The organism is Gluconobacter sp. Dm-44 (genome assembly GCF_018256175.1).
GTDB lineage: Bacteria > Pseudomonadota > Alphaproteobacteria > Acetobacterales > Acetobacteraceae > Gluconobacter > Gluconobacter cadivus.
Genome location: NZ_JAERLZ010000002.1, coordinates 21,552 through 43,861, shown reverse-complemented (window position 1 = coordinate 43,861; position 22,310 = coordinate 21,552). Strand labels below are relative to the sequence as shown.

Annotated in this window: 20 protein-coding genes and 1 tRNA gene; 10 read left to right on the top strand and 11 right to left on the bottom strand. The window is 60.5% G+C overall.

What is annotated here, in order from left to right; translation table 11 throughout:
- The first annotated feature begins 96 nt into the window (after positions 1-96).
- Positions 97-963, top strand: coding sequence for a helix-turn-helix domain-containing protein (locus JK213_RS03290; RefSeq protein WP_194261006.1), 867 nt, complete (start codon positions 97-99; stop codon positions 961-963).
- Here the strand turns inward: JK213_RS03290 and rfaE1 are convergent.
- The 5 genes from rfaE1 to flgE form a co-directional block, all read right to left on the bottom strand.
- Positions 949-2,388, bottom strand: coding sequence for a D-glycero-beta-D-manno-heptose-7-phosphate kinase (gene rfaE1, locus JK213_RS03285; RefSeq protein ID WP_194261005.1), 1,440 nt, complete (start codon positions 2,386-2,388; stop codon positions 949-951). The genes JK213_RS03290 and rfaE1 overlap by 15 nt on opposite strands.
- Before the next feature lie 129 nt (positions 2,389-2,517).
- The gene (gene htpG, locus JK213_RS03280; protein WP_194261004.1) at positions 2,518-4,389 is read right to left on the bottom strand and encodes a molecular chaperone HtpG; all 1,872 of its coding nucleotides are present in this window, start codon (positions 4,387-4,389) and stop codon (positions 2,518-2,520) included.
- A 78-nt stretch (positions 4,390-4,467) separates the two neighbouring features.
- Positions 4,468-5,529, bottom strand: a complete 1,062-nt coding sequence (locus tag JK213_RS03275) for a flagellin (RefSeq protein ID WP_194261003.1) — start codon at positions 5,527-5,529, stop codon at positions 4,468-4,470.
- A gap of 2 nt (positions 5,530-5,531) precedes the next feature.
- The gene (gene flgK / locus JK213_RS03270) at positions 5,532-7,064 is read right to left on the bottom strand and encodes a flagellar hook-associated protein FlgK (RefSeq protein ID WP_194261002.1); all 1,533 of its coding nucleotides are present in this window, start codon (positions 7,062-7,064) and stop codon (positions 5,532-5,534) included.
- 25 nt (positions 7,065-7,089) lie between these two features.
- Positions 7,090-8,397 carry a flagellar hook protein FlgE gene (gene flgE, locus JK213_RS03265; protein WP_228125277.1) on the bottom strand — a complete coding sequence of 436 codons (1,308 nt, stop codon included), beginning with the start codon at positions 8,395-8,397 and terminating at the stop codon, positions 7,090-7,092.
- A 246-nt stretch (positions 8,398-8,643) separates the two neighbouring features.
- Between flgE and JK213_RS03260 the strand changes: the two genes are divergently transcribed.
- The gene (locus JK213_RS03260; protein WP_194261311.1) at positions 8,644-9,966 is read left to right on the top strand and encodes an MATE family efflux transporter; all 1,323 of its coding nucleotides are present in this window, start codon (positions 8,644-8,646) and stop codon (positions 9,964-9,966) included.
- Between the two features lie 43 nt (positions 9,967-10,009).
- Here JK213_RS03260 and JK213_RS03255 read toward each other — a convergent pair whose 3' ends face one another.
- Positions 10,010-10,975 carry a DMT family transporter gene (locus tag JK213_RS03255; protein ID WP_228125275.1) on the bottom strand — a complete coding sequence of 322 codons (966 nt, stop codon included), beginning with the start codon at positions 10,973-10,975 and terminating at the stop codon, positions 10,010-10,012.
- Between the two features lie 419 nt (positions 10,976-11,394).
- Here JK213_RS03255 and JK213_RS03250 point away from each other — a divergent pair, with 419 nt between their 5' ends.
- On the top strand, positions 11,395-11,742 hold the full coding sequence (locus tag JK213_RS03250; protein ID WP_228125274.1) for a hypothetical protein: 348 nt from the start codon (positions 11,395-11,397) through the stop codon (positions 11,740-11,742).
- A gap of 9 nt (positions 11,743-11,751) precedes the next feature.
- Here JK213_RS03250 and JK213_RS03245 read toward each other — a convergent pair whose 3' ends face one another.
- The gene (locus tag JK213_RS03245) at positions 11,752-13,683 is read right to left on the bottom strand and encodes a prolyl oligopeptidase family serine peptidase (protein WP_211571277.1); all 1,932 of its coding nucleotides are present in this window, start codon (positions 13,681-13,683) and stop codon (positions 11,752-11,754) included.
- Positions 13,684-13,833: 150 nt separating this feature from the next.
- Between JK213_RS03245 and JK213_RS03240 the strand changes: the two genes are divergently transcribed.
- Positions 13,834-14,433 (top strand): DedA family protein, encoded by a 600-nt coding sequence (locus JK213_RS03240; protein ID WP_194261309.1) that lies wholly within the window; start codon positions 13,834-13,836, stop codon positions 14,431-14,433.
- Between the two features lie 23 nt (positions 14,434-14,456).
- A complete protein-coding gene (locus JK213_RS03235; RefSeq protein ID WP_194260999.1) occupies positions 14,457-15,428 on the top strand; it encodes an SDR family oxidoreductase in 972 nt (323 codons plus the stop codon).
- Positions 15,429-15,530: 102 nt separating this feature from the next.
- Here the strand turns inward: JK213_RS03235 and hemJ are convergent, their stop codons facing one another.
- Genes hemJ through hemE form a run of 3 tightly spaced genes read right to left on the bottom strand, consistent with a single transcriptional unit; the run spans position 15,531 to position 17,736 of the window.
- Positions 15,531-15,977, bottom strand: a complete 447-nt coding sequence (gene hemJ / locus JK213_RS03230) for a protoporphyrinogen oxidase HemJ (protein WP_194260998.1) — start codon at positions 15,975-15,977, stop codon at positions 15,531-15,533.
- A complete protein-coding gene (locus JK213_RS03225) occupies positions 15,974-16,678 on the bottom strand; it encodes an HAD family phosphatase (RefSeq protein WP_194260997.1) in 705 nt (234 codons plus the stop codon). Before JK213_RS03225 ends, hemJ begins: the two co-directional genes overlap by 4 nt.
- The gene (gene hemE / locus JK213_RS03220; RefSeq protein WP_194260996.1) at positions 16,675-17,736 is read right to left on the bottom strand and encodes a uroporphyrinogen decarboxylase; all 1,062 of its coding nucleotides are present in this window, start codon (positions 17,734-17,736) and stop codon (positions 16,675-16,677) included. The genes JK213_RS03225 and hemE overlap by 4 nt, the downstream gene beginning before the upstream one ends.
- Before the next feature lie 353 nt (positions 17,737-18,089).
- Between hemE and JK213_RS03215 the strand changes: the two genes are divergently transcribed.
- From JK213_RS03215 to galE, 5 genes are all read left to right on the top strand, one after another.
- Positions 18,090-18,701 carry a nucleoside triphosphate pyrophosphatase gene (locus JK213_RS03215; RefSeq protein WP_194260995.1) on the top strand — a complete coding sequence of 204 codons (612 nt, stop codon included), beginning with the start codon at positions 18,090-18,092 and terminating at the stop codon, positions 18,699-18,701.
- A gap of 103 nt (positions 18,702-18,804) precedes the next feature.
- Positions 18,805-18,880: transfer RNA gene (locus JK213_RS03210), tRNA-Ala, on the top strand.
- A gap of 57 nt (positions 18,881-18,937) precedes the next feature.
- Complete coding sequence (locus tag JK213_RS03205; RefSeq protein WP_228125273.1) at positions 18,938-20,152, top strand: AGE family epimerase/isomerase; 1,215 nt, start codon at positions 18,938-18,940, stop codon at positions 20,150-20,152.
- 111 nt (positions 20,153-20,263) lie between these two features.
- Positions 20,264-20,701: a DUF2501 domain-containing protein gene (locus tag JK213_RS03200; RefSeq protein ID WP_194260994.1), complete on the top strand. Its 438-nt coding sequence runs from the start codon at positions 20,264-20,266 to the stop codon at positions 20,699-20,701.
- Between the two features lie 88 nt (positions 20,702-20,789).
- Entirely contained in the window at positions 20,790-21,779 is a 990-nt protein-coding gene (galE, locus tag JK213_RS03195) for a UDP-glucose 4-epimerase GalE (RefSeq protein WP_062032730.1), read from the top strand.
- Between the two features lie 9 nt (positions 21,780-21,788).
- Here the strand turns inward: galE and JK213_RS03190 are convergent, their stop codons facing one another.
- Entirely contained in the window at positions 21,789-22,265 is a 477-nt protein-coding gene (locus JK213_RS03190; RefSeq protein ID WP_194260993.1) for an aminoacyl-tRNA deacylase, read from the bottom strand.
- Positions 22,266-22,310 lie beyond the last annotated feature (45 nt).

Here is a 22,310-nt window from a genome sequence, read left to right as displayed (position 1 = left end):
TTTCCCTATATCCAGCCCGTTATGGTTGTTTCAATTGGCTTTACTACTGAAAATGGTGTTTAACGGAATCTCAACATTCTTCTCCAGAGCATGGTCGTGACTGACATCCCTCACGGCAGCCTGAATGCCCAGCGCATCATTCCGCTGGCGACGCTTGCGGCCTCTCCCCGCGGGATGGACCCGTCTGTCGTTCGTCTTCGCACGGCGCTGTCACCGGCAATTGCCACCCTTCTGGATCAGGGTCGGACGGTTTTGGTGCTGTCTCGGCAGTCCACGGGCAAGTTGTATCTGGACCCGCACCAGTTCTCCACACTCGCCAAACCGCCCGGCATCGAGCCCACGGCTGATGTCTTTCTGCTCAGTGTGGCGCGTCAGGCATTGTTGCGACATCTTCCCATGCTTTCGGGCCTGCCCCCGCTGTCGTTTGATCTGGCGCGGGGGCCAGGGGCTTTTCTGCTGGCCGAGGCTTCCATGCTTGAATCTGGCGTTCTGGACGATGCCATCCCCCAGACGCGTCAGCGCCTTTTGCAACATGTCACGGATCTGATGATCACGACAATTCTGGATTGTCTGGATCTGGAAGTCAGCGTGGCGGGACGCCGGCGGCATCGGCAGAGGCATATCCGGCGTCATATTGAATCACGGCTGCACGAGCATGATCTGACCCCGCAGAGCATTGCGGAGGCTTCCGGGATTTCGACACGGGCGCTTTACCAGCTTTTCGACGGGGAAGAAGGCGCGGTCGCGGGCTGGATTCTGAACCGTCGGTTGGAGCGCATTCACTCGGATCTGACGAATCCGGCCCATGATGCGCTCCCGATTGCTCAAATCGCTCTAAACCACGGCTTTCGCAATGCCGCGCATTTTTCCCGGCGTTTCAGGCAGAAATTCGGTGCATCTCCCCGTGAAATCCGGCAGCGGGCGGCCATGAGGCCGGGGACACGGGCCTCAGGCCGGGGCTGACTGCATTCCTTTGACGAGGCGTGTGGTAGACTGGCCTTCCACGAGGTCCACCAGCACCACCTTGCCGCCATATCCCTTCACCACATCGGCACCGACGACCTGATCTTCCGTATAATCCGCTCCTTTGACGAGAATATCGGGCTTCAGGGTGCGGATGACGTCGAGCGGGGTGTCGTCGTCGAACAGCACGACCAGATCGACCGCACGCAGGGCGCCGATCACCCTGGCCCGGGCATCTTCCTTCTGAATCGGACGGGTTGGCCCTTTGAGACGGCTGACGGAACTGTCGGTATTGAGGGCCACGATGAGGCGGTCTCCTTCGCGGGCTGCCGCCTGAAGCAGGCTGACATGTCCCGGATGGACCAGATCGAAGCACCCATTCGTGAACACGACTTTTGCACCATGCCGCTGCCAGCTTTCCACGATACGGGCAGCCTGTTTGACCGGAACAAGCGCGCCTGTTTCAGGCATTTCCTGAAGAAGTTCGCGGGAGAGTTCTTCGCGCGAGACGGTGGCGGTGCCAAATTTGCTGACAGACAGGGCGGCCGCGGCTGTCGCGATGACAACGGCAGTTTCCAGCGTCTGATCGGCAGACAGCACTGCGGCGACCGTGGCGACGACGGTATCTCCGGCGCCGGAAACATCGAACACTTCGGATTTGCGGCTGGCGACATGCAGGGGGGTCGCGTCACGCTGCCACAGCGTCATGCCGTCTTCCGAACGGGTGACGAGAACGTCGCCGCCGAACTGCCGGGAGAGGATTTCAGCAACCTTCAGGACATCGTCATCCGTCCGGACAGACAGTCCGCTCGCCTGTTCCGCTTCGATCCGATTGGGCGTCACGAGTGTGGCACCGGCATAGGCATCCAGCGTGCGTCTTTTAGGGTCGACAATAACAGGAATGCCTTTGGCACGTCCCGCTGCAATGATGACCTTCAGGACCTCATCCGTCAGAACGCCTTTGGCATAGTCCGAGCAGACGAGCACGTCCGAAAGCTCAATCGCGCGGAGGGCTTCTTCCATGAGGCGCTTTTGAAGTGCGTCGGAAAGGGGGGCCAGTTTTTCGACGTCGATACGCACAATCTGCTGGCGACCACTGACGACGCGGGTCTTGGTAATGGTGGTCCAGTCCGGGGCGGAGACGATCCCGTCCGTCTGGATGGTGGGCCAGAGGTTCAGGCTGTCTTTCAGTCGCTGGGCCGACTCATCTTCGCCGACGAGACCGACAAGATGCACCTGCGCCCCCAGAGCGGCAGCATTGACCGCAACATTTGCGGCTCCGCCCGGCACGCAGCGCAAGCCATCATGCAGGACGACGGGGACGGGGGCTTCAGGAGAAATACGGCTGACGTCTCCTGAGATATACTGATCCAGCAGCAGATCGCCGATGATCGTTATGCGGCCAAAGCGGAAATCGTCGATCACGGTCTGCTACTCCTTTAATCATGCACCTGTTCCATATCTCACCGGAACTTAGCAAAAAGAAAAGGCGAGGAATAAAATCCCTCGCCTTTGATGGATAGGAACGAAACGAATGCTGCGTTCAGATCCGCTTTATCCGACAGCCGGCCCCGCCAGCAGCGTGGCGAGCGAACGGCCGAAACCGGTCGGGTCAGGCAGGGGTTCGCCTTCCTGCACACGCGCCAGATCCAGCAGGACGCTGGCATAGGCGGTAATGCTCTCGCCCTTTGCAACCCGCTCGGCCAGAGCCTTGATGAGCGGGTGCTTCGGGTTGATTTCAAGGATCGGCGGCATGGCGGGCATGGCCTGACCCGAGCGGCGCATCAGGCGCTGCATCGACAGGTCCGGTCCGCCATCGGATGTGATGACGACGGCACTTCCCGTTAGACGCACCGTGCTGCGAACGTCCTTGACCTGCTCGCCAAGGGCGTCCTTGAGGGCCGGAACCAGCTTTTCGACATCCGCGGCTTCGGTCGTATCGGCATCCGTGGATTCAAATTTTTCCAGATCGCCATGGGAATGGGCGACGGAACGCAGCGGCTTGTCCTGATAGGAGGACAGGCGCTCCGGCCAGAAGCCATCAACCGGATCGGACAGCAGCAGGACTTCAAGACCCCGGGCGCGGAAGCCTTCAAGCTGGGCAGAGGATTTCAGTGCGTCAAGATTGTCGCCGGTCAGGTAATAGATGGCGTCCTGACCATCCTTCATGCGCGCAATATAGTCGTCCAGCGTGACGAGATCGTCGCCCTGGGTGGAATGGAAACGGGCGAAACCGGCGATTTCCGTCCGGTGTTCGGCGTCTTCCCACAAGCCTTCCTTGATGACCGCGCCGAAGTTTTCCCAGAACGTGTTGAAACCGCCCTCGGCGTCCTTCGCACGGTTGCGAATCTCGGTCAGGACACGCTTGGTGACCGCTTTACGGATGCGGGCCAGAACCGGGGTGGCCTGAAGCATTTCACGCGAAACGTTGAGCGGCAGGTCTTCCGTATCGACCACGCCCTGCACGAAGCGCATCCAGTTCGGAACCAGTTCCGCTTCGTCGGTGATGAACATCCGGCGGACATGGAGATGGATCCGGCTTTCGCGGGACTGTTCCATGAAGTCGAACGGGCGGGCGCTGGGCAGGAACAGCAGCGCCGTAAATTCGGTCACGCCTTCCGCGCGCCAGTGCAGCGTCGCATAGGGTTCGTCAAAAGCGTGGGCAATGTGCCGGTAGAACTCGGCATACTGTTCCGGCGTGATGTCGGATTTCGGCTTGCTCCACAGGGCCGTGCCTTCATTGGCGGCCTGATCTTCCGTGGTGCCGTCTTCCTTGGTTTCACGCAGGGTAATGGGCCAGGAGATATGGTCCGCCCATTTGCGGATGATGGATTTCAGGCGCCAGCTGTCGAGGAACTCGTCGGCATCGTCTTTCATGTGCAGGACGATATCGGTGCCCGGCGTGGAGCGGGACGCGGGGCTCAGCGTGAAGGCGCCCTTGCCGTCCGAAGACCAGGTCCAGGCCTGATCGGAACCGGCCTTGCGGGAGGTAACCTCCACACGGTCCGCGACCATGAAAGCTGCGTAGAACCCGACGCCGAACTGACCGATCAGGTTCGGGCGGTCTTCAGGCTTTGCCGAATTCAGCTTTTCTCCGAAAGCGCGCGTGCCGGAGCGGGCGATCGTGCCAAGGTTCTGGGCCAGTTCGTCATGGGTCATGCCCACGCCGTCATCGGAGATTGTCAGCTCTTTCTGGCTTTTGTCCGGATTGATGCGAATGGACGCATTCTCGGGAAGCGCCACAGCACTGTCTGTCAGAGCTTCGAAACGGCGTTTGTCCGTCGCGTCCGCCGCATTGGCGACGAGTTCGCGCAGAAAGATTTCACGATCCGAGTAAAGGGCATGGACCACAAGGTCCAGCAGCCGTCCAACCTCTGCACTGAACTCATGCTTTTCGGCGGCCTGCTGGTTGTTCGTTTCACTCATTTCATCAATCTCCGTTCAGGAAAGTGATCTTGATATGCGATGTCACAAACGGTTTTTCAACCGGGATCAAAGGCCTGATCAGAGGTAAGAAGCCAGCGTCATGCCTTTCATGTCCGCGATCAGGGAATAGGACGCCTGAAGCTGGTTGTTGGTATCCGTCACCTGCGTGGAAACCTGTGCAAGATCAGCGTCTTTCACCTGACCGAGCTGGGTCGTTAAAGCCGAGGACATCTGGGTCAGCATGGCGGTCTGGTTGGTCAGGCTGTTCTGCTGGACCCCGAGCAGGCCGCTCATGGTGCCAAGGCCGCTCGTAACCGTGCTCATGGAACTCTGAAGGCCGGAAATCAGGCTGGCGTAGTCGGTGGTGCTGGTGGACGACGAGCCTAGGGAAGCGACCACCATCAGATTGCGCATAAGATCGCGGATCGGGGAAGTGGTGGACGTGGATGTCGCGCCCTGTGTGGCGACCATCCCGACGGACACTGTTTCAGACTGTCCGACGACGATGCGCGTGTTCTGCTGCTGTGCCTGATCGGGCGATGTGGACAGCGTGGCCGAGAAAGGCTGTCCGGCAGCCGTATTGCTGGCCAGATTTTCCGTTGTGCTGAGCACATCCGCTGCGTTGGTCGATCCGAGCTGGCTGACTGTTTTGGCAATCTGGGTCGCGAGGTCCGACGTGCCCAGATCCGTGCTGACGGGAGCGGTCGTGTTCTGCTGCCCGGCGAAGACGTAGCTGTCGCCCTGTCGGGTGTTGAGCAGGTTGCCGAGAGAGGTCAGCGCCGACTGGGCGGCAGAGGCAGCCGTCGTGACGGTTGAATAAGACAGCGTGCTGCCAAGAGTGGAAAGCGAACTCGTCAGGTCCTGGGCGATGGTGGAAATCTGGGACAGGGCGCTTTGTGTTGTCGTCAGCGTCGTCTGGGCGTTCGTGACGTTGCTTGTCCAGGCAGAAACCTGCGTGATGGCGGGCTGAAGCGCAAGGGCCTGTGTCCGCGAAGACCCGAGATCGGCATAGCTGCTGGCGAGAACGCCGGTGCTGGCCTGAAGCTGAAGGGCGTCTTTCGCCTGAGACAGATTCTGGACGCCGAGAAGGAGCTGGCTGGAGATTCCGCCAAAGCCGAAGCTGGAGATGGTTCCGGTCATGATCAGGTTCCGATTGCGCTCAGCAGGGCGCTGAACATTGTCTGGACGGTCGAAACAACCTTGGCGTTGGCAGCGTAGGCGTTCTGGAGCGTGACGATATTCGCCATTTCCGTATCGATGGAGACGGTGGACGTTCCGGACAGATTGGACGTCAGGCTGGTCTGCGTTGTCTGCGACAGGGCAAGGCCGCTGCTTGCATCGCTGGCCGTGGCGGCCTGATTGGCGGTCAGGGATGTCGCAAGGGAAATAATTTTCTGGTTGCCCGTGTATCCGGTGGACAGGGTTCCGGTCATTCCGAGATTTGTGCTGGGCGCAGCCGTCTGGGCAGTTCCGGAAGCATCTGAGGTTGTGCCGAACGTGTAGCTCAGGACGTTTTGGATGGTCTGCGTGCCGGACGTCGTGCTGTCGAGCAGTTTGGATGGGTCGCTGGAATAGGTGCTGGACACGCTGATGTCCTGCGAAAAGCCGACGCTTCCGGTGGGAATAAGGTCTGTCTGGGAGGTTCCCGGAACAACGCCGTTTGTGCCCGATGTCGTGAACAGGGACATGCCCTGAGCCTGAAAACGGGTGGCGACCGTCGAAGACAGGGAGTCCAGCTGCGCCTGCATGGTGGGGAGCGTCGTATCGCGCAGGGTGATGTTTGCGCCCAGCGTCCCGCCCGTCAGATGCGTGGTGACATCGCGACCGTTCAGGGTGATGGCGGGAATGGTGTTGCTGGACGATGTGCCGGGATAGGTCGTGCTGACCGAAATCTGGGCGGACGACGTGGTGAGCGGCCATGTTGACGAGACGGTCGCGCCACTGGAGCTGCTGGTGTCACGCGTGGGCAAGGTGACACCATCGGCCGTGGCGATGGTCATGTCGCCGTTTGCGGACTCGGACCATGAGACGGAAAGCTCGGAGGACAGGGAGGAGAGGGCCGTATAGCGCTGGTTTTCCAGCGCGGCCGTGTCCTGACCCGTGCTTTTGAGGTTCATGATCTTGGTGGACAGGGTGCCGATCGTGGTAAGATCGGTATTGATGTCCGAGACCGAAGAAACGACAGCATTCTGGGCCGTTTGACGCTGGGTCTGATAGGCCGAAGCCAGCGTGTTGACGGACTGGGCGAAGGTGGACGCGGCGGAGACGACCGTGCTCTGGGCCGAGGCGCTATCAGGCGTAGAAGTCAGGGACGTCAGGGCCGATTGGAGGTTACCCAGTTCATCTGAAAGCGTTCCACTGCTGCCGGATGTGGCGCTGGTGGAGCCCTGAAGCGCTGTGATGTTGGACAGGGAATTGCTGGTGGCCGTGTAGGCCGCCACATCCGCGTTCTGGGCGTAAAGCGCCTTCTGGACCTGCTGGTTGGTCGCGAGTGTGGTGGCAGCAGTGCGGACACCGTTGCCTGTATTGCCAGCCACGCTCGACTGGACGTTGGCGCTTTCCTTGATATAGCCGCTTGTCCCTGCATTGGAGACGTTGTTGGAGGCAACGGCCATGGCATTCTGAACGACATTCAGGCCGGAAGTTGCAATCGAGAGTGCGCTGTTCAGTCCCATGGATCCGGTGTCCCTTCAGTCGTGCTTACTGGATCATTGCCAGGGTTGTCTGAAGAAGTTGGTCGGCCGTGGAGACGACTTTCGTGTTCGCGCCATAGGCCTGCTGGGCCACGATCAGCTTGCTGAGATCGCCAGTCAGATCGGTTGTGGAGTCTTCGACCGAGGCCGTGCTCAGGGTGCCGGCGCCATTGGTATTGACGGCGTTGATCTGCGGAGTGCCGGACTGGGACGTGGCGGTGTAGGCCTGTCCGTTCTGGGGAGACAGGTTGTTCGGACTTGCGAAGGTTGTCAGCGGGATCTTGGCGACGAGCTGGGAGTAGCCGTTGTCAAACGTTGCCATAACCGAGCCGTCCGTCTGCATGGAAATGCCGGAGAACGTGCCGGTGGTCACGCTGTCGGACACCGCCGTAACGCCGGTCGGAGTTGAGCCGTCCGTTGCGAGGCTGACGCCGCTCGTGCCGCCGATGGTTCCGAGGCTGACGGTCATGTCCTGGGGTGAGCCGTCATATTCGAAGCTGGCGGTAGAGCCAGAGGCCTGGCTTTGTCCGTTGACGGAGGCAATCGCGCCGGTGGAGGAATCGAACGTCACGGTCGCGCTGTTGGTCGCGTCACTGGCGTTGCTGACGGTCCAGGTCGTGGCGTTCACCTGTGTCCAGTTCAGGGAGACAGTCTGGGCGTTGCCTTTGCTGTCATAGGCCGTAGCCGACGTCGTAGCGCTTCCGCCACTGGAAGTGGCGGTGCTGCCGATCTGGCCGGTCAGGGTCAGCTTCGTGCTTTCCGTCGGCTGGAATTTGACGGTGGAGGGCACCCGAATGGGGCTGAGGGCTGTGCTCAGGGTGCCTGTGGAGGCGTTGACATTGTAGCCTTCGAGGTAATAGCCCGACGTGTTGACCAGATAGCCGTTCTTGTCCTGCGAGAAGTCACCATTGCGGGTGTAATACTGCTGTGTGCCGAGAACAGGGGTGCTGTCGTTGCTCTGGCCGGTGGCCTGCACGACGTTGAAGAAGCCGTTTCCCGAAATGGCGAGGGCCGTGCTGTTGGTCGAGGTCGTCACCATACCCTGGTTGTCGTTGTGCTGGCGGGTGGTAGCGACGACGCTGTCGCTCAGGGCTTCGCCGTCGCTGGCCAGTTCGTTGTTGGTGACGTAGTCCTCGAAGCTGGTGGTGCTGGCCTTGTAACCGGTGGTCTGGCTGTTGGCGATGTTATTGGACAGATCGCTGAAGGCGTGTGACTGCGAGTTCAGGCCGCTGACGGCAGTGTGAACTGCATTGATGATCGAGGACATGGCATACTCCCGGACATGGAACAGGCTGCGGGTCGTATGCCCGAGCATCGCTGCCGAGGATTCCACACCGGATATTAAAGAAGTCCTTACAAGCCCGAAAAGGGCGGATTCGCCTACTGTTACGAACAGAGACAGAGTAAAGACCGGGGCGAAAAAACGCTCCCGACCTCTGGTTCTCCTTCCCTGAAACGGGCATGATATAGGGACATGCCAGAGCCAGATGACGACCCCAAAAAGCCCTGTATTCCCGACGATTCCCCGGTAAGACCGGCCAGATTCGTTCATGGCAGCATCATGCGTCATGTCGTGACGATGGCCGGGACCGGGGCGATCGGGCTGATGGCCGTGTTTGCCGTGGATCTGCTCAATTACGGTTATATTTCGCATCTGCATGACAAGACGCTCACGGCGGCGATCGCGTTTGCGACGGCGGTCAGCTACGTGCAGGTGTCGGTTTCCATTGGCATGACGATCGGGCTTGGGGCCTGCACGGGGCGGCTGATCGGGGCGTGTCAGCATGCCGAGGCGCGTCGGATGGCCTCGGCGTTTCTGGTGGTCATGGTTGGGATTGCGACCGTTCTGGGCCTGCTGACGGCGACCTTTGCCATGCCTCTGCTTGGCTTGCTGGGCGCGCATGGCGCGGCGCAGGAGCATGCCGCCACGTTCCTGCATATCGTGTCGCCGGCGCTGCCGCTTGTGTGTCTTGGGATGGCGCTTTCATCGCTGCTGCGGGCAGTGGGAGATGCCAAACGCTCGATGCGGGTGACACTGACGGGGGCGGCTGTGTCCGCGTGTCTGGACCCGATCATGATTTTCGGGCTGCATCTGGGACTTGAGGGGGCAGCGATCAGCACGGTTCTGGCGCGGCTGGCCATTACGGCGAGCGGATTTCTGAATCTTCGGGGCCACGCCATGCTGGAATGGCCGCAGCGTTCCGCTTTCGGGCCGTCCACACGGCTGATTGGCGGGATTGCGGTTCCGGCGATTGCGACCAATCTGGCGACGCCGACGGGCGCGCTGTTCGTGACGCATGCGATGGCGCGGTTCGGGCTCAATGCTGTTTCGGGACAGGCGACCATCGACCGGATCGTGCCGGTGGCGTTTTCGCTCGTTTTTGCACTGACAGGATCGGTCGGGCCGATCATGGCGCAGAACCTCGGCGCGCGGCAGATCCCTCGTGTGCAGGAGGCGCTTCTAGCGGCACTGAAACTGACGGCGCTGTGTGTGGGCACGACGTGGCTGGTTCTGGCAGCGGCGCACACTTACATCATCCAGCTTTTCGAGCTTCAGGGGGTGGGCGTCGATATCGTTCGACTGTTCTGCTGCTGGCTGGTGCTGAGTTACATGTTCGTCGGATTGCTGTTTGTGGCCAATACGGCGTTCAACAATCTGGGGCACCCGTTCTATTCCACGGGTTTCAACTGGGGCCGGGCGACGCTGGGGACCATTCCGTTCGTCTGGATCGGGTCGGCTTATGGGCCGGTCGGGATTCTGGTCGGGCAGTCGCTGGGCGTGGTGCTGTTTGGCAGTCTCGCGGTCGTGACGGCATTCCGGGTGATCCGGAAGCTGGAGCCAGGGATTATAGAGCCGTCATCAGGCGTGCCGCCGCGTCTCTGAGAGTCAGCATTCTGACCCGCATGCGCAGCGGCGGAACGCGTGTTTAGCGAGTGGAGAGCGCGCTCTGCTTGGCGGCTTTGAGGTTTCCCTTGGCGACTTTGCGCGCCTTGAGGCGTTCGAGACGCTCTTTCATTGCCATTTTCTCGTAGCGGATGCGCTGACGGATCCAGTTCAGCATGCCTGATGCTGTCAGGACCGCGATACCGACGAAGGTCCAGCGATCAAGCGGCTGTTTGAAGAGGAAGTAGCTCAGCGCAACGCCCCAGGCCATCTGGCTGTATTGCGGCAGGGCGACGCGGTTTGCCGGTGCTCTGGCGGTTGCGAGCATCATGCAGAGCTGTCCGAGGGCGGCCAGGGAGCCGTAGCCGAACAGGTAGAACCAGATCTTTGTGCTGGAGGGCCATGTGGCGTGGGCGAGCATGAGGAGACCGTTGCCGACCAGTGCGCCCATCAGGCTGGACCCGAAGAGCGACAGGCGCACGGTCTCCTTGCTGGCGATCCGGTAGGCGATCACGCTGCCCGCATTGGCGCAGGCTGCCAGAAGCGCACAGAGATGGCCCAGATTGAGCGGGCGCATTCCCGGACGCAGCACGATCAGAACGCCCGCAAAGCCCAAAGCAACCGCAAGCCATGCCCAGAACGTCACTTTCTCCTTGAGCAGCACGACGGAGAGGATCGTGACGAACAGCGGCATCAGGAAGGTGATCGACAGGGCCTCGGGCATCGAGAGCAGCATGAAAGCTTCGACGCTGGCAGCCGTGGCGACGAAGACGCAGACAGCCCGCAGCAGCCACATGCCGCGAAGCTTCGGGCGCACGATGTCGAGGTAGGACTCGTTTGATTTGCGGATGAAGGGAAGAACGAGGAACCCGAACACCCCGCCAAAAAACGCAACCTCGAAGGGATCGAGACTCCCGTCCAGCAATTTGGAGAAGGCGTCGCTAATGGCGAATGCGGAGTATGCTCCGAAGGCCAGCGCCATTCCGGAGAAGAGGGTTTTGGTGTCCATAAGGCTCGGGGACTCTGACGGGAGAGAGAAGGAATCGTGCCGAAAAAATAACCCTGTGCCCTCTGAACGCATGACAGAGCGTTCGGGCCTGAAAAGGGCATCGGTAATTGCGGTCAGGCTTCTTAGAAGAAGTATTATGGAAATTCAAACCTGTTTTCGGGACTTCGAATATTTTCTTTGACAATTACGGTATAGATTGAATGATAACATAATTTTATTTATTAATAACAATTATATTGTTATTAACGCGGGACAGGGAGCAGGTTGAAGAAATCGACTCTGGTGTTCCTGTTCGTTATAGAGGCCGCACTCTTTCAATGTGATTTTCAGGGAAACGGTCTGTGCAGTGCGAATGGCGTAGGTCTTACGACAGACTGGTTCCGATGCTGATTAAAGAACATTTCGGAGATCCGGGTGTGATGACCCGGCAGTTTCCCTACATGAAATCGACGTTCCTCTGGAAAGGGGATGATTTCATTCTCACGCCCGAAGCGCTCGCCAATCCGAAAAATAAATATCATGGACTTGAGCGTCTGGCGCTGGAGCATCATGAGGCCGGAGACTGGCGACTGGCCGGGGAATACTGGCTGATTGCGGCGGGCTGGCGCCGGAACCTGATGGACCCCGAAAACGAGCGACATGTGGAAGCGCTGCAGTTCGCCCTGCGCCATGTCGAATATGACAGGGCGCTGGCGGACTGGAAAAAGAAGAGGCTCAGCCGCAACGCCATGCCCTATCCCAGCCAGTTTGGACTCTCTGACGACTAAAATCGGGATCTATGCACTAAAAACCTTCTGATAGAAGGCGAGTTCCCGTTGCAGGGCGTCTTCTATGGTTTCGCGGGCGCGGAAGCCATGGGCTTCCTCCGGATAGACGTGCAGGGCGGAATGTTCGAGTTTTGTGCGCATGGACTCCGCCTGTGACAGGGGGACGACCTTATCTGCGCCGCCATGCAGGAACAGGACAGGAACGGTAATGCCCTCGGCCTGCGTGATGGGAGAACGTTTCAGATACACGGCCTCGTCTTCGGGATAGGGGCCGATCAGCCCGTCCAGATAGCGGGCTTCGAATTTGTGGGTTTCTTCGGCGAGAGCGCGCAGATCCGTGACGCCGTAGAGGGAGGTTCCGGCGGCGAAGAGGTCTGACTGTGCGAGGGCGCCGAGGACCGTCAGGCCGCCGGCGCTGCTGCCGCGGATGACGCAGCGGGCGGGGTCGGCGAGGCCGCGATCGAGCACGGCCTGCACGCCGGCGAGGCAGTCTTCGATATCCGCGACACCCCATTGTCCGTCCAGTGCTTCGCGGTAGGCGCGGCCAAAGCCGGTTGAGCCGCGATAATTGACGTCGAGGACGGCAAAACCTCGCGACGTCCACCACTGCACTTTAAAGGCGAAGGACGGATTGGCGCGGCCGGTCGGACCGCCATGTGCCATGACGATAAGCGGGGGTTTTTCGCCTTCCCGCAGGGCGCTGGTGCTGCTGGCGGGGGCGTAGAACAGGGCGTGGGCCAAGGCATGAGCTTCTGCACCGTTTGCAGTTGGGAAACTCAGGGGGGTGGGGGTTGCGATATCGGCTTTCGTGACGCCGTGCGGGAGGGTGACGCTGATGCGAAAGCGGTCGTAGGCTTCGCCGGGGCGGCCGAAGGCGATGGCGGCGGGGGCATCGGCCGGGGCGTCGATCCATGCGAACTGCCCGTTTCCGAGAGGTTCGGGGACGTTGACGGGCGTGCCGAGCGCAAGTTCGGTCCAGCGTCCGTTGTCTTCCAGCAGGACGTGGTTGAGGCCGTGGCGGATGCCGAGGGCCAGCAGGCGGTTTCCGGGCAGCGGGGCCATGCTGCGCTGCCCGAACACCCAGTGCGGCAGGCCGATTTCGGCATTGGCGCCATCGAGGGAGTGGGGGTGCCAGCCTGTCTCGTCATGGGAAAAGCGGATGGGGGTCCAGCGGCCTTCAGCGTCGGACGTGGCGTAGAGCGTGCCGTCGGGGGACCAGCAGGGTTCGATGATGCTGCAGGGTTCGGGTCCGGTCAGGTCGGTGACGGGGCCGAGTGTGCCGGTTGTGCGGTCGAAGGGGGCGACGGAAAGGGTCGTGGCGGTCCAGGGCATGGCCGGGTCGTTCCAACTGAACCAAGCCAGAAAGTTTCCATCGGGTGAGGGGCGGGGGGCGGCGTAGAAATCCGCGCCTTCGACCAGCACGATTTCGCGTCCGTCGGCCTGCACATGGACCAGCGCTGCGACCGGCACGCCATCGCCATGGCTTTCACGCACGCAAAATACGGCGTTGGCAACCGGGTCGAACGTCAGGTCGGCGTATCGGTGTTCGGGACTTTCACCCGCCACGGCCCATTGCGTGGCTGTCGTGCCGTCACTGAACCAGACACCGCCGCGTTTGCGATCGCTGAAAACGACCTGCGGGGCATTGTCTTTGGCGTTGTCTTTCAGGCGTACGTCCCATGCGCCACCGCCATATTCATGCACACGGGTGCCGACCGAGTATTCCGGCGGAATCAGGTTTTGGATGTGGCCTTCAGGGTCGCGGGCCGTGATGACGGAGCGACCCTGTTCGTCGGGGCGACTTTCGAGCCACACAATCCACTCCCCAGCAGTGCGCAGTTCGGAGAAGGACAGTGTGCGTCCGGCCACGAGTTCGGGCGTCACCCAGGACGGCCAGTGTCCCGACAAGGCTGCGGAAGATGCGGGGGAAGGGGGCGTCATTTTTCATCCTGTCTCCGATGCCGTAGTATCGTAGCCCGTGGCACTCTCTTCCGCCACAGCTTGAACAGGACCAGGACACTGTTTCATCTCAGTCATTTTCTCGATCACATGCTGGTGCAGTATGGCTATGGCGTCGTCGGCATCACCGTCATGTTCGAGAGCATGGGACTTCCACTTCCAGCGGAGAGCGTCATTATCGCCGCTTCGCTTTATGCAGGCAGCACCCATCATCTTGAAATCCGCTGGATCGCGCTGGCAGCCGTGCTTGGCGCCATTATGGGCGACAATATCGGCTATCTGATCGGCCATCACTTCGGTTACGGCATTTTGAAAAAGCACGGTCAGAAAGTTGGTCTGACTGAAGAGCGGCTGATGCTGGGGCGGTATCTGTTCCGCAGGCATGGTGGGATCGTCGTGTTTCTGGGGCGTTTCGTCGCGGTGCTGCGCGTGTTCGTCGCATTGCTGGCGGGAGCGAACCGGATGCCCTGGCATTCGTTCCTGTTCTTCAATGCGCTCGGTGGCATCTGCTGGGCCGGTGGCTATGCCTTTGTGACCTATGAGCTTGGCAAGCAGATCGAGAAGATCACCGGGCCGGTCGGGATCGCCATGGCGGTCGTGGGGGTCTGCTGTCTGATCGGGGGGCTCGTTTTTCTCAAGAAGAACGAGAAGCGCCTGACGGATGAGGCGCTCCGGCAGGCCGAGGAAGACGAAAAGCGTGAGGAATCGCGTATGGACAAGAAACCGAGCTGACACAGACTGGAAGGACAGACGTCATGACACAGCCCTCCGCTCCCGCATGGTCTACGGACTCTCTTGACCGTCTGGACGGAAAGACGGCGCTCATCACCGGATCGACCGGAGGGCTGGGGTTCGAAGTCGCCTGCGGGCTGGCGAAGCAGGGTGCTGCGATCGTGCTGAGCGGTCGCAGTCATGACAAAGGACAGGCGGCGCTGGCACGGCTTCAGGAGCGCGTGCCGTTCGTCAAAGCGCGGTTTGAACTGCTGGATCTGGCGTCTCTGGCCGGGATCGAGGCGTTTGCCTCCGCGATGCGCAGCCGGGGCGAGCCGATCCATCTTCTTGCGAACAATGCCGGGGTCATGGGGCCTGCGACGCGTCTGACGACGAAAGACGGTTTCGAGCTGCAGTTCGGGACAAACCATCTCGGGCATTTCGCTCTGACCGGACGGCTGCTGCCGTTGCTGGCGGCGGGGAATGCCACGGTCATGACCGTGGCCTCTCTCGCGGCGCTGAAGGGCGAAATCCCGTTTGGTGATTTGAATGCGCGGCATTCCTACAATCCGATGGTGCGGTATCGTCAGAGCAAGCTGTCCAACCTGCTATTTGCGCTCGAACTGAACCGCCGGGCCGCGAAAGCGCCCTGGCCCATTCATTCGCGTGCGGCGCATCCGGGGTGGGCGGCGAGTGATATCGTCGCGAATAACGGCAGTCTGGACCAGTCCGCCAACAAAGCCGCGCGGTTCATGCGCAGTCTGGCGCGCAGTGTCGCCGGGCCGGTGTTTCACGCCATGGGGCAAACCGTCGAGGAGGGGGCGTGGCCGCTGCTCTATGCTCTTGCCAGTCCGCAGGCGCATGACGGCAGCTATTATGGCCCGCAGGGGCCGGGAGAACGCCGTGGCGTGCCGGGGATCGCGGGGCTGCCGGCTCTGGCGCATGTACCCGAACTGGCCGCGCGTCTGTGGACCGTCTCGGAACAGATGACCGGCGTAAAATACTGCCTGATCTAAAAGTGATAAAAGTTTTGGGGTGTCGCCTTTTTTCAAAAAGGTGACGGTCTTTTCAAGCTTTTTGAAAAAAGCTTCACCAAAAACTTTTATTCGGGATCTTTTTCAGGGGCGGACGATGATCATGATGACGATAACCATCATCAGGATGGTGGGGACTTCGTTGGCGATCCGGTAGAATTTTTCCGGATGCTGGTTGCGGTCTTCGGCGAAACCGCGACGCCATGTGCCGCAGGCACCGTGGAATCCGGCGAGACCGAAGACGCAGATCAGCTTTGTCCACCACCATCCTGCGTTCCAGTCGATCAGTCCGGGAATGGAGGCCAGAGCGCCGCCTGCGAGGAATGTCACGATCATGGCGGGCGTCATAATCTGGCGCAGGAGTTTGCGCTCCATGACCTTGAACCGCTCGCTCTCGGCAGACCCCGGTACCACCTGACAGTGATAGACATACAGGCGCGGGAGATAGAACGTCCCGGCCATCCAGGCGATGAACGCCATGATGTGTAGGGACAGTATCCAGCTCTGATAGGTCGCGAGAAAGTCGGTCATGCGTGTGTCTGGCTTTCAAGCGTCCGGCGCAACAGCGGTACCAACTCGTCCAGATGGGCGATGCGGACCGAGCCTTCGACGGGCCAGAAGGGCGGTGCGGGCATGTCTTCCGGGCGAAGAAGCACACAGGCCATGCCAGCCTTCCAGGCGGCTTCTGCTCCAGTATCGCTGTCTTCGATCACGACACAGCTTTCTGGCAGGACGCCCTCTACTTTTGCCGCGTACAGATAGACGTCCGGGGCGGGCTTGGGGCAGCCCATATCGTTGGCGGAGTGGACGCGGTTTTCGGGAAAATACTGCGACATTCCGGTTTTTTCGAACTTGGCTTCCATCTCTCGGACGGAAGAATTCGATCCGACGCGAACCGGCAGTCCCAAAGACCGTACGCCTGCCAGCATTTCTGGCGCTCCGCCTACAGGTTCTGCGATTTTCTGCATCATCTGTACGAGATTTTCGCGCAGCATGACTGCCGTTTCTGCCGGAAGGGCATGACCGATTTCGTGTTCGAGTTCGGTTACGATCTGCGGCAGGGCCATGCCTGCGAAACGCTGATGCGCCTCTTCGTCGGAAATAGACAGGCCCTTGGATCGGGCGAATTCCGCCGTGGCCCGGCAGGACGGGCCTTCGCTGTCCACGAGCACGCCGTCACAGTCGAAGATGACCAGTTTCAGCTCGCCTGCTGGATCCAGAGCGGTTGTCATACGGACCGTACCGCTTCGACGAGGGCCGCCACGTTTTCAGGAGGCGTATGCTGCATGACGCCGTGTCCGAGATTGAAAACATGGGGTTTTCCGCGCATGGCGTCGCGGATGGCCTGGGCTTCACGGATCATTGTCTCACCGCCGGAGAACAGGATCATCGGGTCCATGTTGCCCTGAAGGGTGAGGCCCGGAACGGCTTCAGACAGGAGTTCGGAAATCTGGGCCGGGTCGGCGACCGTGTCGAGCGCCAGCGTGTTGATGCCGGTTTTCTGCGCGTATTCGCGGACCATGATGCCGCCGAGGCGTGGGAAGCCGATGAGCGGGGTGTTGGGGTGACGGGCGCGGATGTACGCGACGATCTGGCGCGTCGGTTCGATCACGTAGCGGCGGAATGCTGAAGGGGGCAAGATTCCGGCCCAGGAATCGAACAGCATCACGGCTTCCGCACCGGCTTCGATCTGGCCGCAGAGCATCTCGGCGGTACTCGAAGTCAGGGTGTCGATCAGGCGATCGAACAGGGCCGGGTTGGTCTGCATCATGCGGCGGGTTTCAGCGAAATCCCGCGATCCACCGCCCTCGACCATGTAGCAGGCGACCGTAAACGGGCTGCCTGCGAAGCCCAGAAGGGTTGTGACGTCAGGAAGCTCTTTGGCGAGGCGAGACAAGGTCTCGCGCACGGGTGCGACGGCGTCCTGTACGCGCTTGGGATCGAGCCGGGCGAGGTCGGCTTCGGAGCGGATGGCGCCGAGGACCGGGCCGCGGCCTTCGATGAAGTCCAGAGACTGACCCATGGCCCAGGGCAGGATCAGGATGTCGGAAAACAGGATCGCGCCGTCCATGCCGTAGCGGCGGATCGGCTGGATCGTCAGTTCGGTGGCCATGTCCGGAGTCATGCACCGGGTCAGGAAGTCGGCCTTGTCGCGCATGGCGCGGAATTCGGGGAGATAGCGGCCTGCCTGACGCATGAGCCAGACCGGAGGCGGCCAGACGGCTTCACCACGGAGAGCCCGCAAAAGCGGTTTTGATGAGGGTGAGGAAGATGCGTTTTCCGAAATCATGCCGCCCACTAATCATAAAAGAAAAAAGAAAGAAATGCTGGAGGTTAAGATGATCCCTGTGGATACCGGGGTACCCGGCTTTCTGAAAATGTACCCCGTCTTGTTCACACTGTGTACAACTCTGAAGGCCGCAGTCTGCAAGGGAGTCGTTGATTCTATCCCGAATTGCCCACAGAGAGGCTGTGTACAACCCCCAGTTCCGGCTGGTGTACCGTACAATCCACGGTACTCGGTACTCCTTTCGGGAGGGCAGGTACTATCCCCATGTACCCCAGTACTGACGCAATGCCTTCACAGGGTTTCTTGCAGTACTCGTCCTCCTTTCCGCAGTCGATAGTACGGAGTCGTACATCATGATGTCTTTCAGTACTTCCCTGATTCTTGCCAGCGGGTCGTCAGCCCGGCGTATGTTGCTCGAAAATGCAGGTCTTACGGTGCAGGCCAGACCGGTCGATCTCGATGAGGAAGCGCTGCGGCGATCCTGTGAGGTACAGGGACAGACGCTTTCGGAAACGGCGATCGCTCTGGCAGATGCAAAAGCCAATCTCGCGACACGGGATGTGGGCTTCGAGGATCTGACTGTGGCTGCGGACCAGATTCTCGATTTGGACGGAATGGCCTTTGCCAAGCCGGGCTCTGTGGCGGAGGCAGGAGAGCATCTGCGTCGGCTGCGGGGGCGGACGCATGTTCTGCGCACGGCGGTGGTTCTCTATAAGGGGGACGAGAAAATCTGGGAGCATCTGGCATCGCCGCGTTTGACGATGCGGGAGTTTTCGGAGGCATTTCTTGAGGCCTATCTGGAGCGGGAAGGGGCGGCGATCCTATCCTGTGTGGGGGCGTATCGACTGGAAGGCCCTGGAATACAGCTTTTTTCGGCTGTCGAAGGGGCGCAGGATGCCGTTCTGGGGCTGCCGCTGCTTCCGTTATTGGAGGAACTGCGGAGGCTGAAGGCGATTTCTGCGTGAAAACTGCTGTCGAAATCTGTTTTTCAGGCTTGTCAGGGCGAAATCATGACGATATACCGCCCTCATCCGGCTCCGTCCCAAAGGGGCCGCAGATGAAACATGTGGGGCCATAGCTCAGTTGGGAGAGCGCCTGAATGGCATTCAGGAGGTCGTCGGTTCGATCCCGATTGGCTCCACCAGTTTCCTTCTCTCCTAAAAATATGAAATTTCCGGTCCGGCTCTGCTGTGGTTGATCTATGTCTGTTGACGCGGACGTTCAGCTCTCATACGGCAGTCAAATGCAGACCGGAACGCCTCACACCTCTTTGCCGACCCTCATGAATGCTGAGCAGCAGGCCCCTTGGGGCAGCTGGCTGACGCGGACGGTATTGCCGTTCTGGAGCGATGTGGGGTTTGATCGCACACGCGGTCTGTATCACGAGCGTCTGACATTTTCCGGAGAGCCTCTGGTTCTGGAAGCGTCGCGGCTGATGGTGCAGGCGCGGCAGATTTCGACATTCTGTCGGGCGGCGCTGGACGGGCTGCATGAGGCGTCCGGGCAGGCGCTGATGTGTCTGGAAAAGGTCGAGCGGCTTTATCGCCATCGGGACGGGCAGGCGGGGTGGATCTTTTCCGTCGCACCGGACGGAACGCCGGTCGGGACGAAACGGGACCTCTATGCGCATGCCTTCATTCTGTTTGCCTATGGCTGGGCGTATCGCCTGAGTGGCAATCCGGATTTTCTGGCAGTGGCGCGGCAGACGGTGCTGGAACTGCATCAGATTTTCCGGGCGGAGCATGGCGGGTTTCTGGACGAGGTGCCGCTGACGGGAGCGGTCCGGCATCAGAATCCGCATATGCATCTGCTTGAGGCATTTCTGGTGCTGTTCGAGGTTTCGGGAGACAGCTTTTATCTGGACGAGGCGCGTTCTCTGGTGCGTCTGGCGCTGGGGAAATTTATCCAGCCCGGATCGGGGGCGCTTCTTGAAGATTTCATGACAGACTGGCGCCCGACGGCTCCTGTGGGGAGCAACCGGGTAGAACCGGGGCATCTCTTTGAATGGGCTTGGCTGCTGGGAGAGTATCTGCGTCTTGAGCCGGGAACGCCGGACGCCGGCGCGATTGGCCGGGCGGCGGACGGGTTGTTCGCGTTCGGAATAGCACATGGCGTGGGGCGTGTCGGAGAGGGCGCTGTCGTGTGGGATGCCGTGACGGAGAGAGGGCAGACCGTTGAAAAGGCAACGCGGATCTGGCCGCAGACCGAGCTTTGCCGCCTACTTGTCTGTCGGAATGAGAGGCCGGATATTCTGCGGGGGCTGACGGAACATTTCTTTGGAACGTTCAGCCCCGATCAGAAGAGCGCTTTGTGGGTGGATCGCTTCGACGCCTTTGGAAACGCGACAGTCTCTGACGTTCCGGCCAGCTCGCTCTACCATATTTATGGTGCAGCGCGGGAGTTCTGCGGACGTTAGACGGGTGAACCCGCTGCCATCCTATGTTAGCGTCACTTTCGGTAAACATGTCGGCAGCGACGGTGACTTCTGACAGGTGCTGCCCTGAGCGTCTTCTGAAGGAGAAATAGGATGCGTTACTCGAACGGTCTCTTCGCGGGTCTTGTGGTCGCTGCTCTTGTTGCGTCCTCGGCACATGCCCAGTCCATTCCGGGTGTTGGCAGTGCGGGCAATGCCATGAGCGGCATGTCGGGCATGAGTGGCATGACCGGGGGCACCGGCATCATGGGCAGCATGCTGCCGAACGTGTCTTCCGCCAGCACGGGCAATGTTGCGGGTGTTCTGAGCTATTGTGTGCAGAACAACTATCTGAGTGGCAGCAGCGCCACTTCAGCCCTGAGCAGCCTGACAGGCAAACAGGACGTGACGTCCTCCAGCGATTATGCCGCCGGACAGCAGGGGCAGCTTCTGACGGGGGGTAGCAATCCGCTGTCGCTGTCGAGCCTCAAGGGGCAGATGAAGCAGAAGCTGTGCAGCATGATCCTCAGCCGCGCCCAGAATCTTCTCTGACCTGTTCTGGTCTTCTCTTACTTGAGCCGGCCCGTCATGGATCAGTCATGGCGGGCCGGGTATTTCTGGAAAAAGGACAACTGGATCAGTGAAGTATCTCGTTACGGGCGGGGCCGGGTTTGTCGGAAGTCATCTGGCACAGGCTCTGGTAGATGGCGGACATGAGGTTGTTGTTCTCGACAATCTGAGCACGGGCCATCGGGCGGCCGTGCCGCAGGGCGCGCAGTTCATTCATGTCGATCTGGCGGATGCAGAGGCGACGGACCGGGCGGTGGCTTCGGGACAGTGGGATGCGGTTCTGCATTTCGCGGCGCTGTCGCTTGTGGGCGAAAGCATGAGCCAGCCTTTTCTCTATTTGCGCCGGAATTACATCACAGCTCTGAACCTGATCGAGGCCTGCACGCGGCATGGCGTAAAGCGCTTTGTGTTCTCCTCGACGGCGGCTTTGTTTGGTGGCGATGATCGTCCGCCGCTGATTTCGGCGGATGCGCCGGTTGATCCGGGATCGCCTTACGGCGAGAGCAAATATCTGATCGAGCGGGCGCTGGTCTGGGCGGACCGGATTTGCGGTATGAAGAGCGCGTGCCTGCGCTATTTCAATGCGGCGGGTGCGGATGCACAGGGACGTCTGGGTGAGGATCACCGGCCGGAGACGCATCTCATTCCGTTGACGATCGACGCGGCGCTGGGGCGTCGGGCCGGGCTGAAGCTGTTTGGAAACGATTATCCGACGCGCGATGGCACCTGTGTGCGCGACTATATCCATGTGACGGATCTGGCCGATGCGCATATCCGCGCCATGGGGCAGCTCGATGAGCGGTCCGTGACGTATAATCTGGGCAATGGTCTGGGCTTTACCAATCTGGAAGTCGTCCAGAGTGTCGAGCGCGTCAGCGGCCGGAAAGTGCCCTGGGAATGGGCGCCGCGCCGTGGGGGAGACCCGGCGGTTCTGGTGGCGGATTCTTCGCAGATCCGCAAGGAAACGGGCTGGGACCCGAAGTTCAGTCAGCTTGATGATATTGTCGAGACGGCTCTGCGCTGGCGTGTGGACCATCCAGATGGATATGGCGCTGCTTAAAGCGGCCCTTTAAAGCGGTTTGACCAGATCGGCCACGAGGCCACCAGTGGCGGTCAGGGCATCCTGCGGGGACAACGTGATCAGAAGGCCCTGGCTTCCGCCATTGATGACGACGGGCGGGCCGTCCATGCCGCATTGTTCAAAGGCCGTGGGGACGGCGCTGCGTTGTCCGAAAGGGCTCACGCCGCCGATACGGTAGCCGGTGCGCTGTTCGGCATCGGGGCGGGAGAGCATCTTGGCTTTCCGGCCTCCAAAGGCCTGTGCCACGCGGGCGAAATCCAGTTCGCGATCCGCAGGCAGCACCACGCAGGCGGGGCGTCCGTCGATCTGAACCATCAGGGTCTTGAAGACGTGATCCGGCGACAGGCCCAGCGCTGCGGCGGCGGCCACGCCGAGTTTCCCTGCTGAGGGGTCGTAGTCATAGACATGGCGTTCATAGGGAATGCCGAGAGCGTCCAGTGTCAGGGTCGCGGATGTGTCCTGCACGTGTCCTCCTGTCCTTTGCGGTCATCACGAGGGGTTCAGGATGGC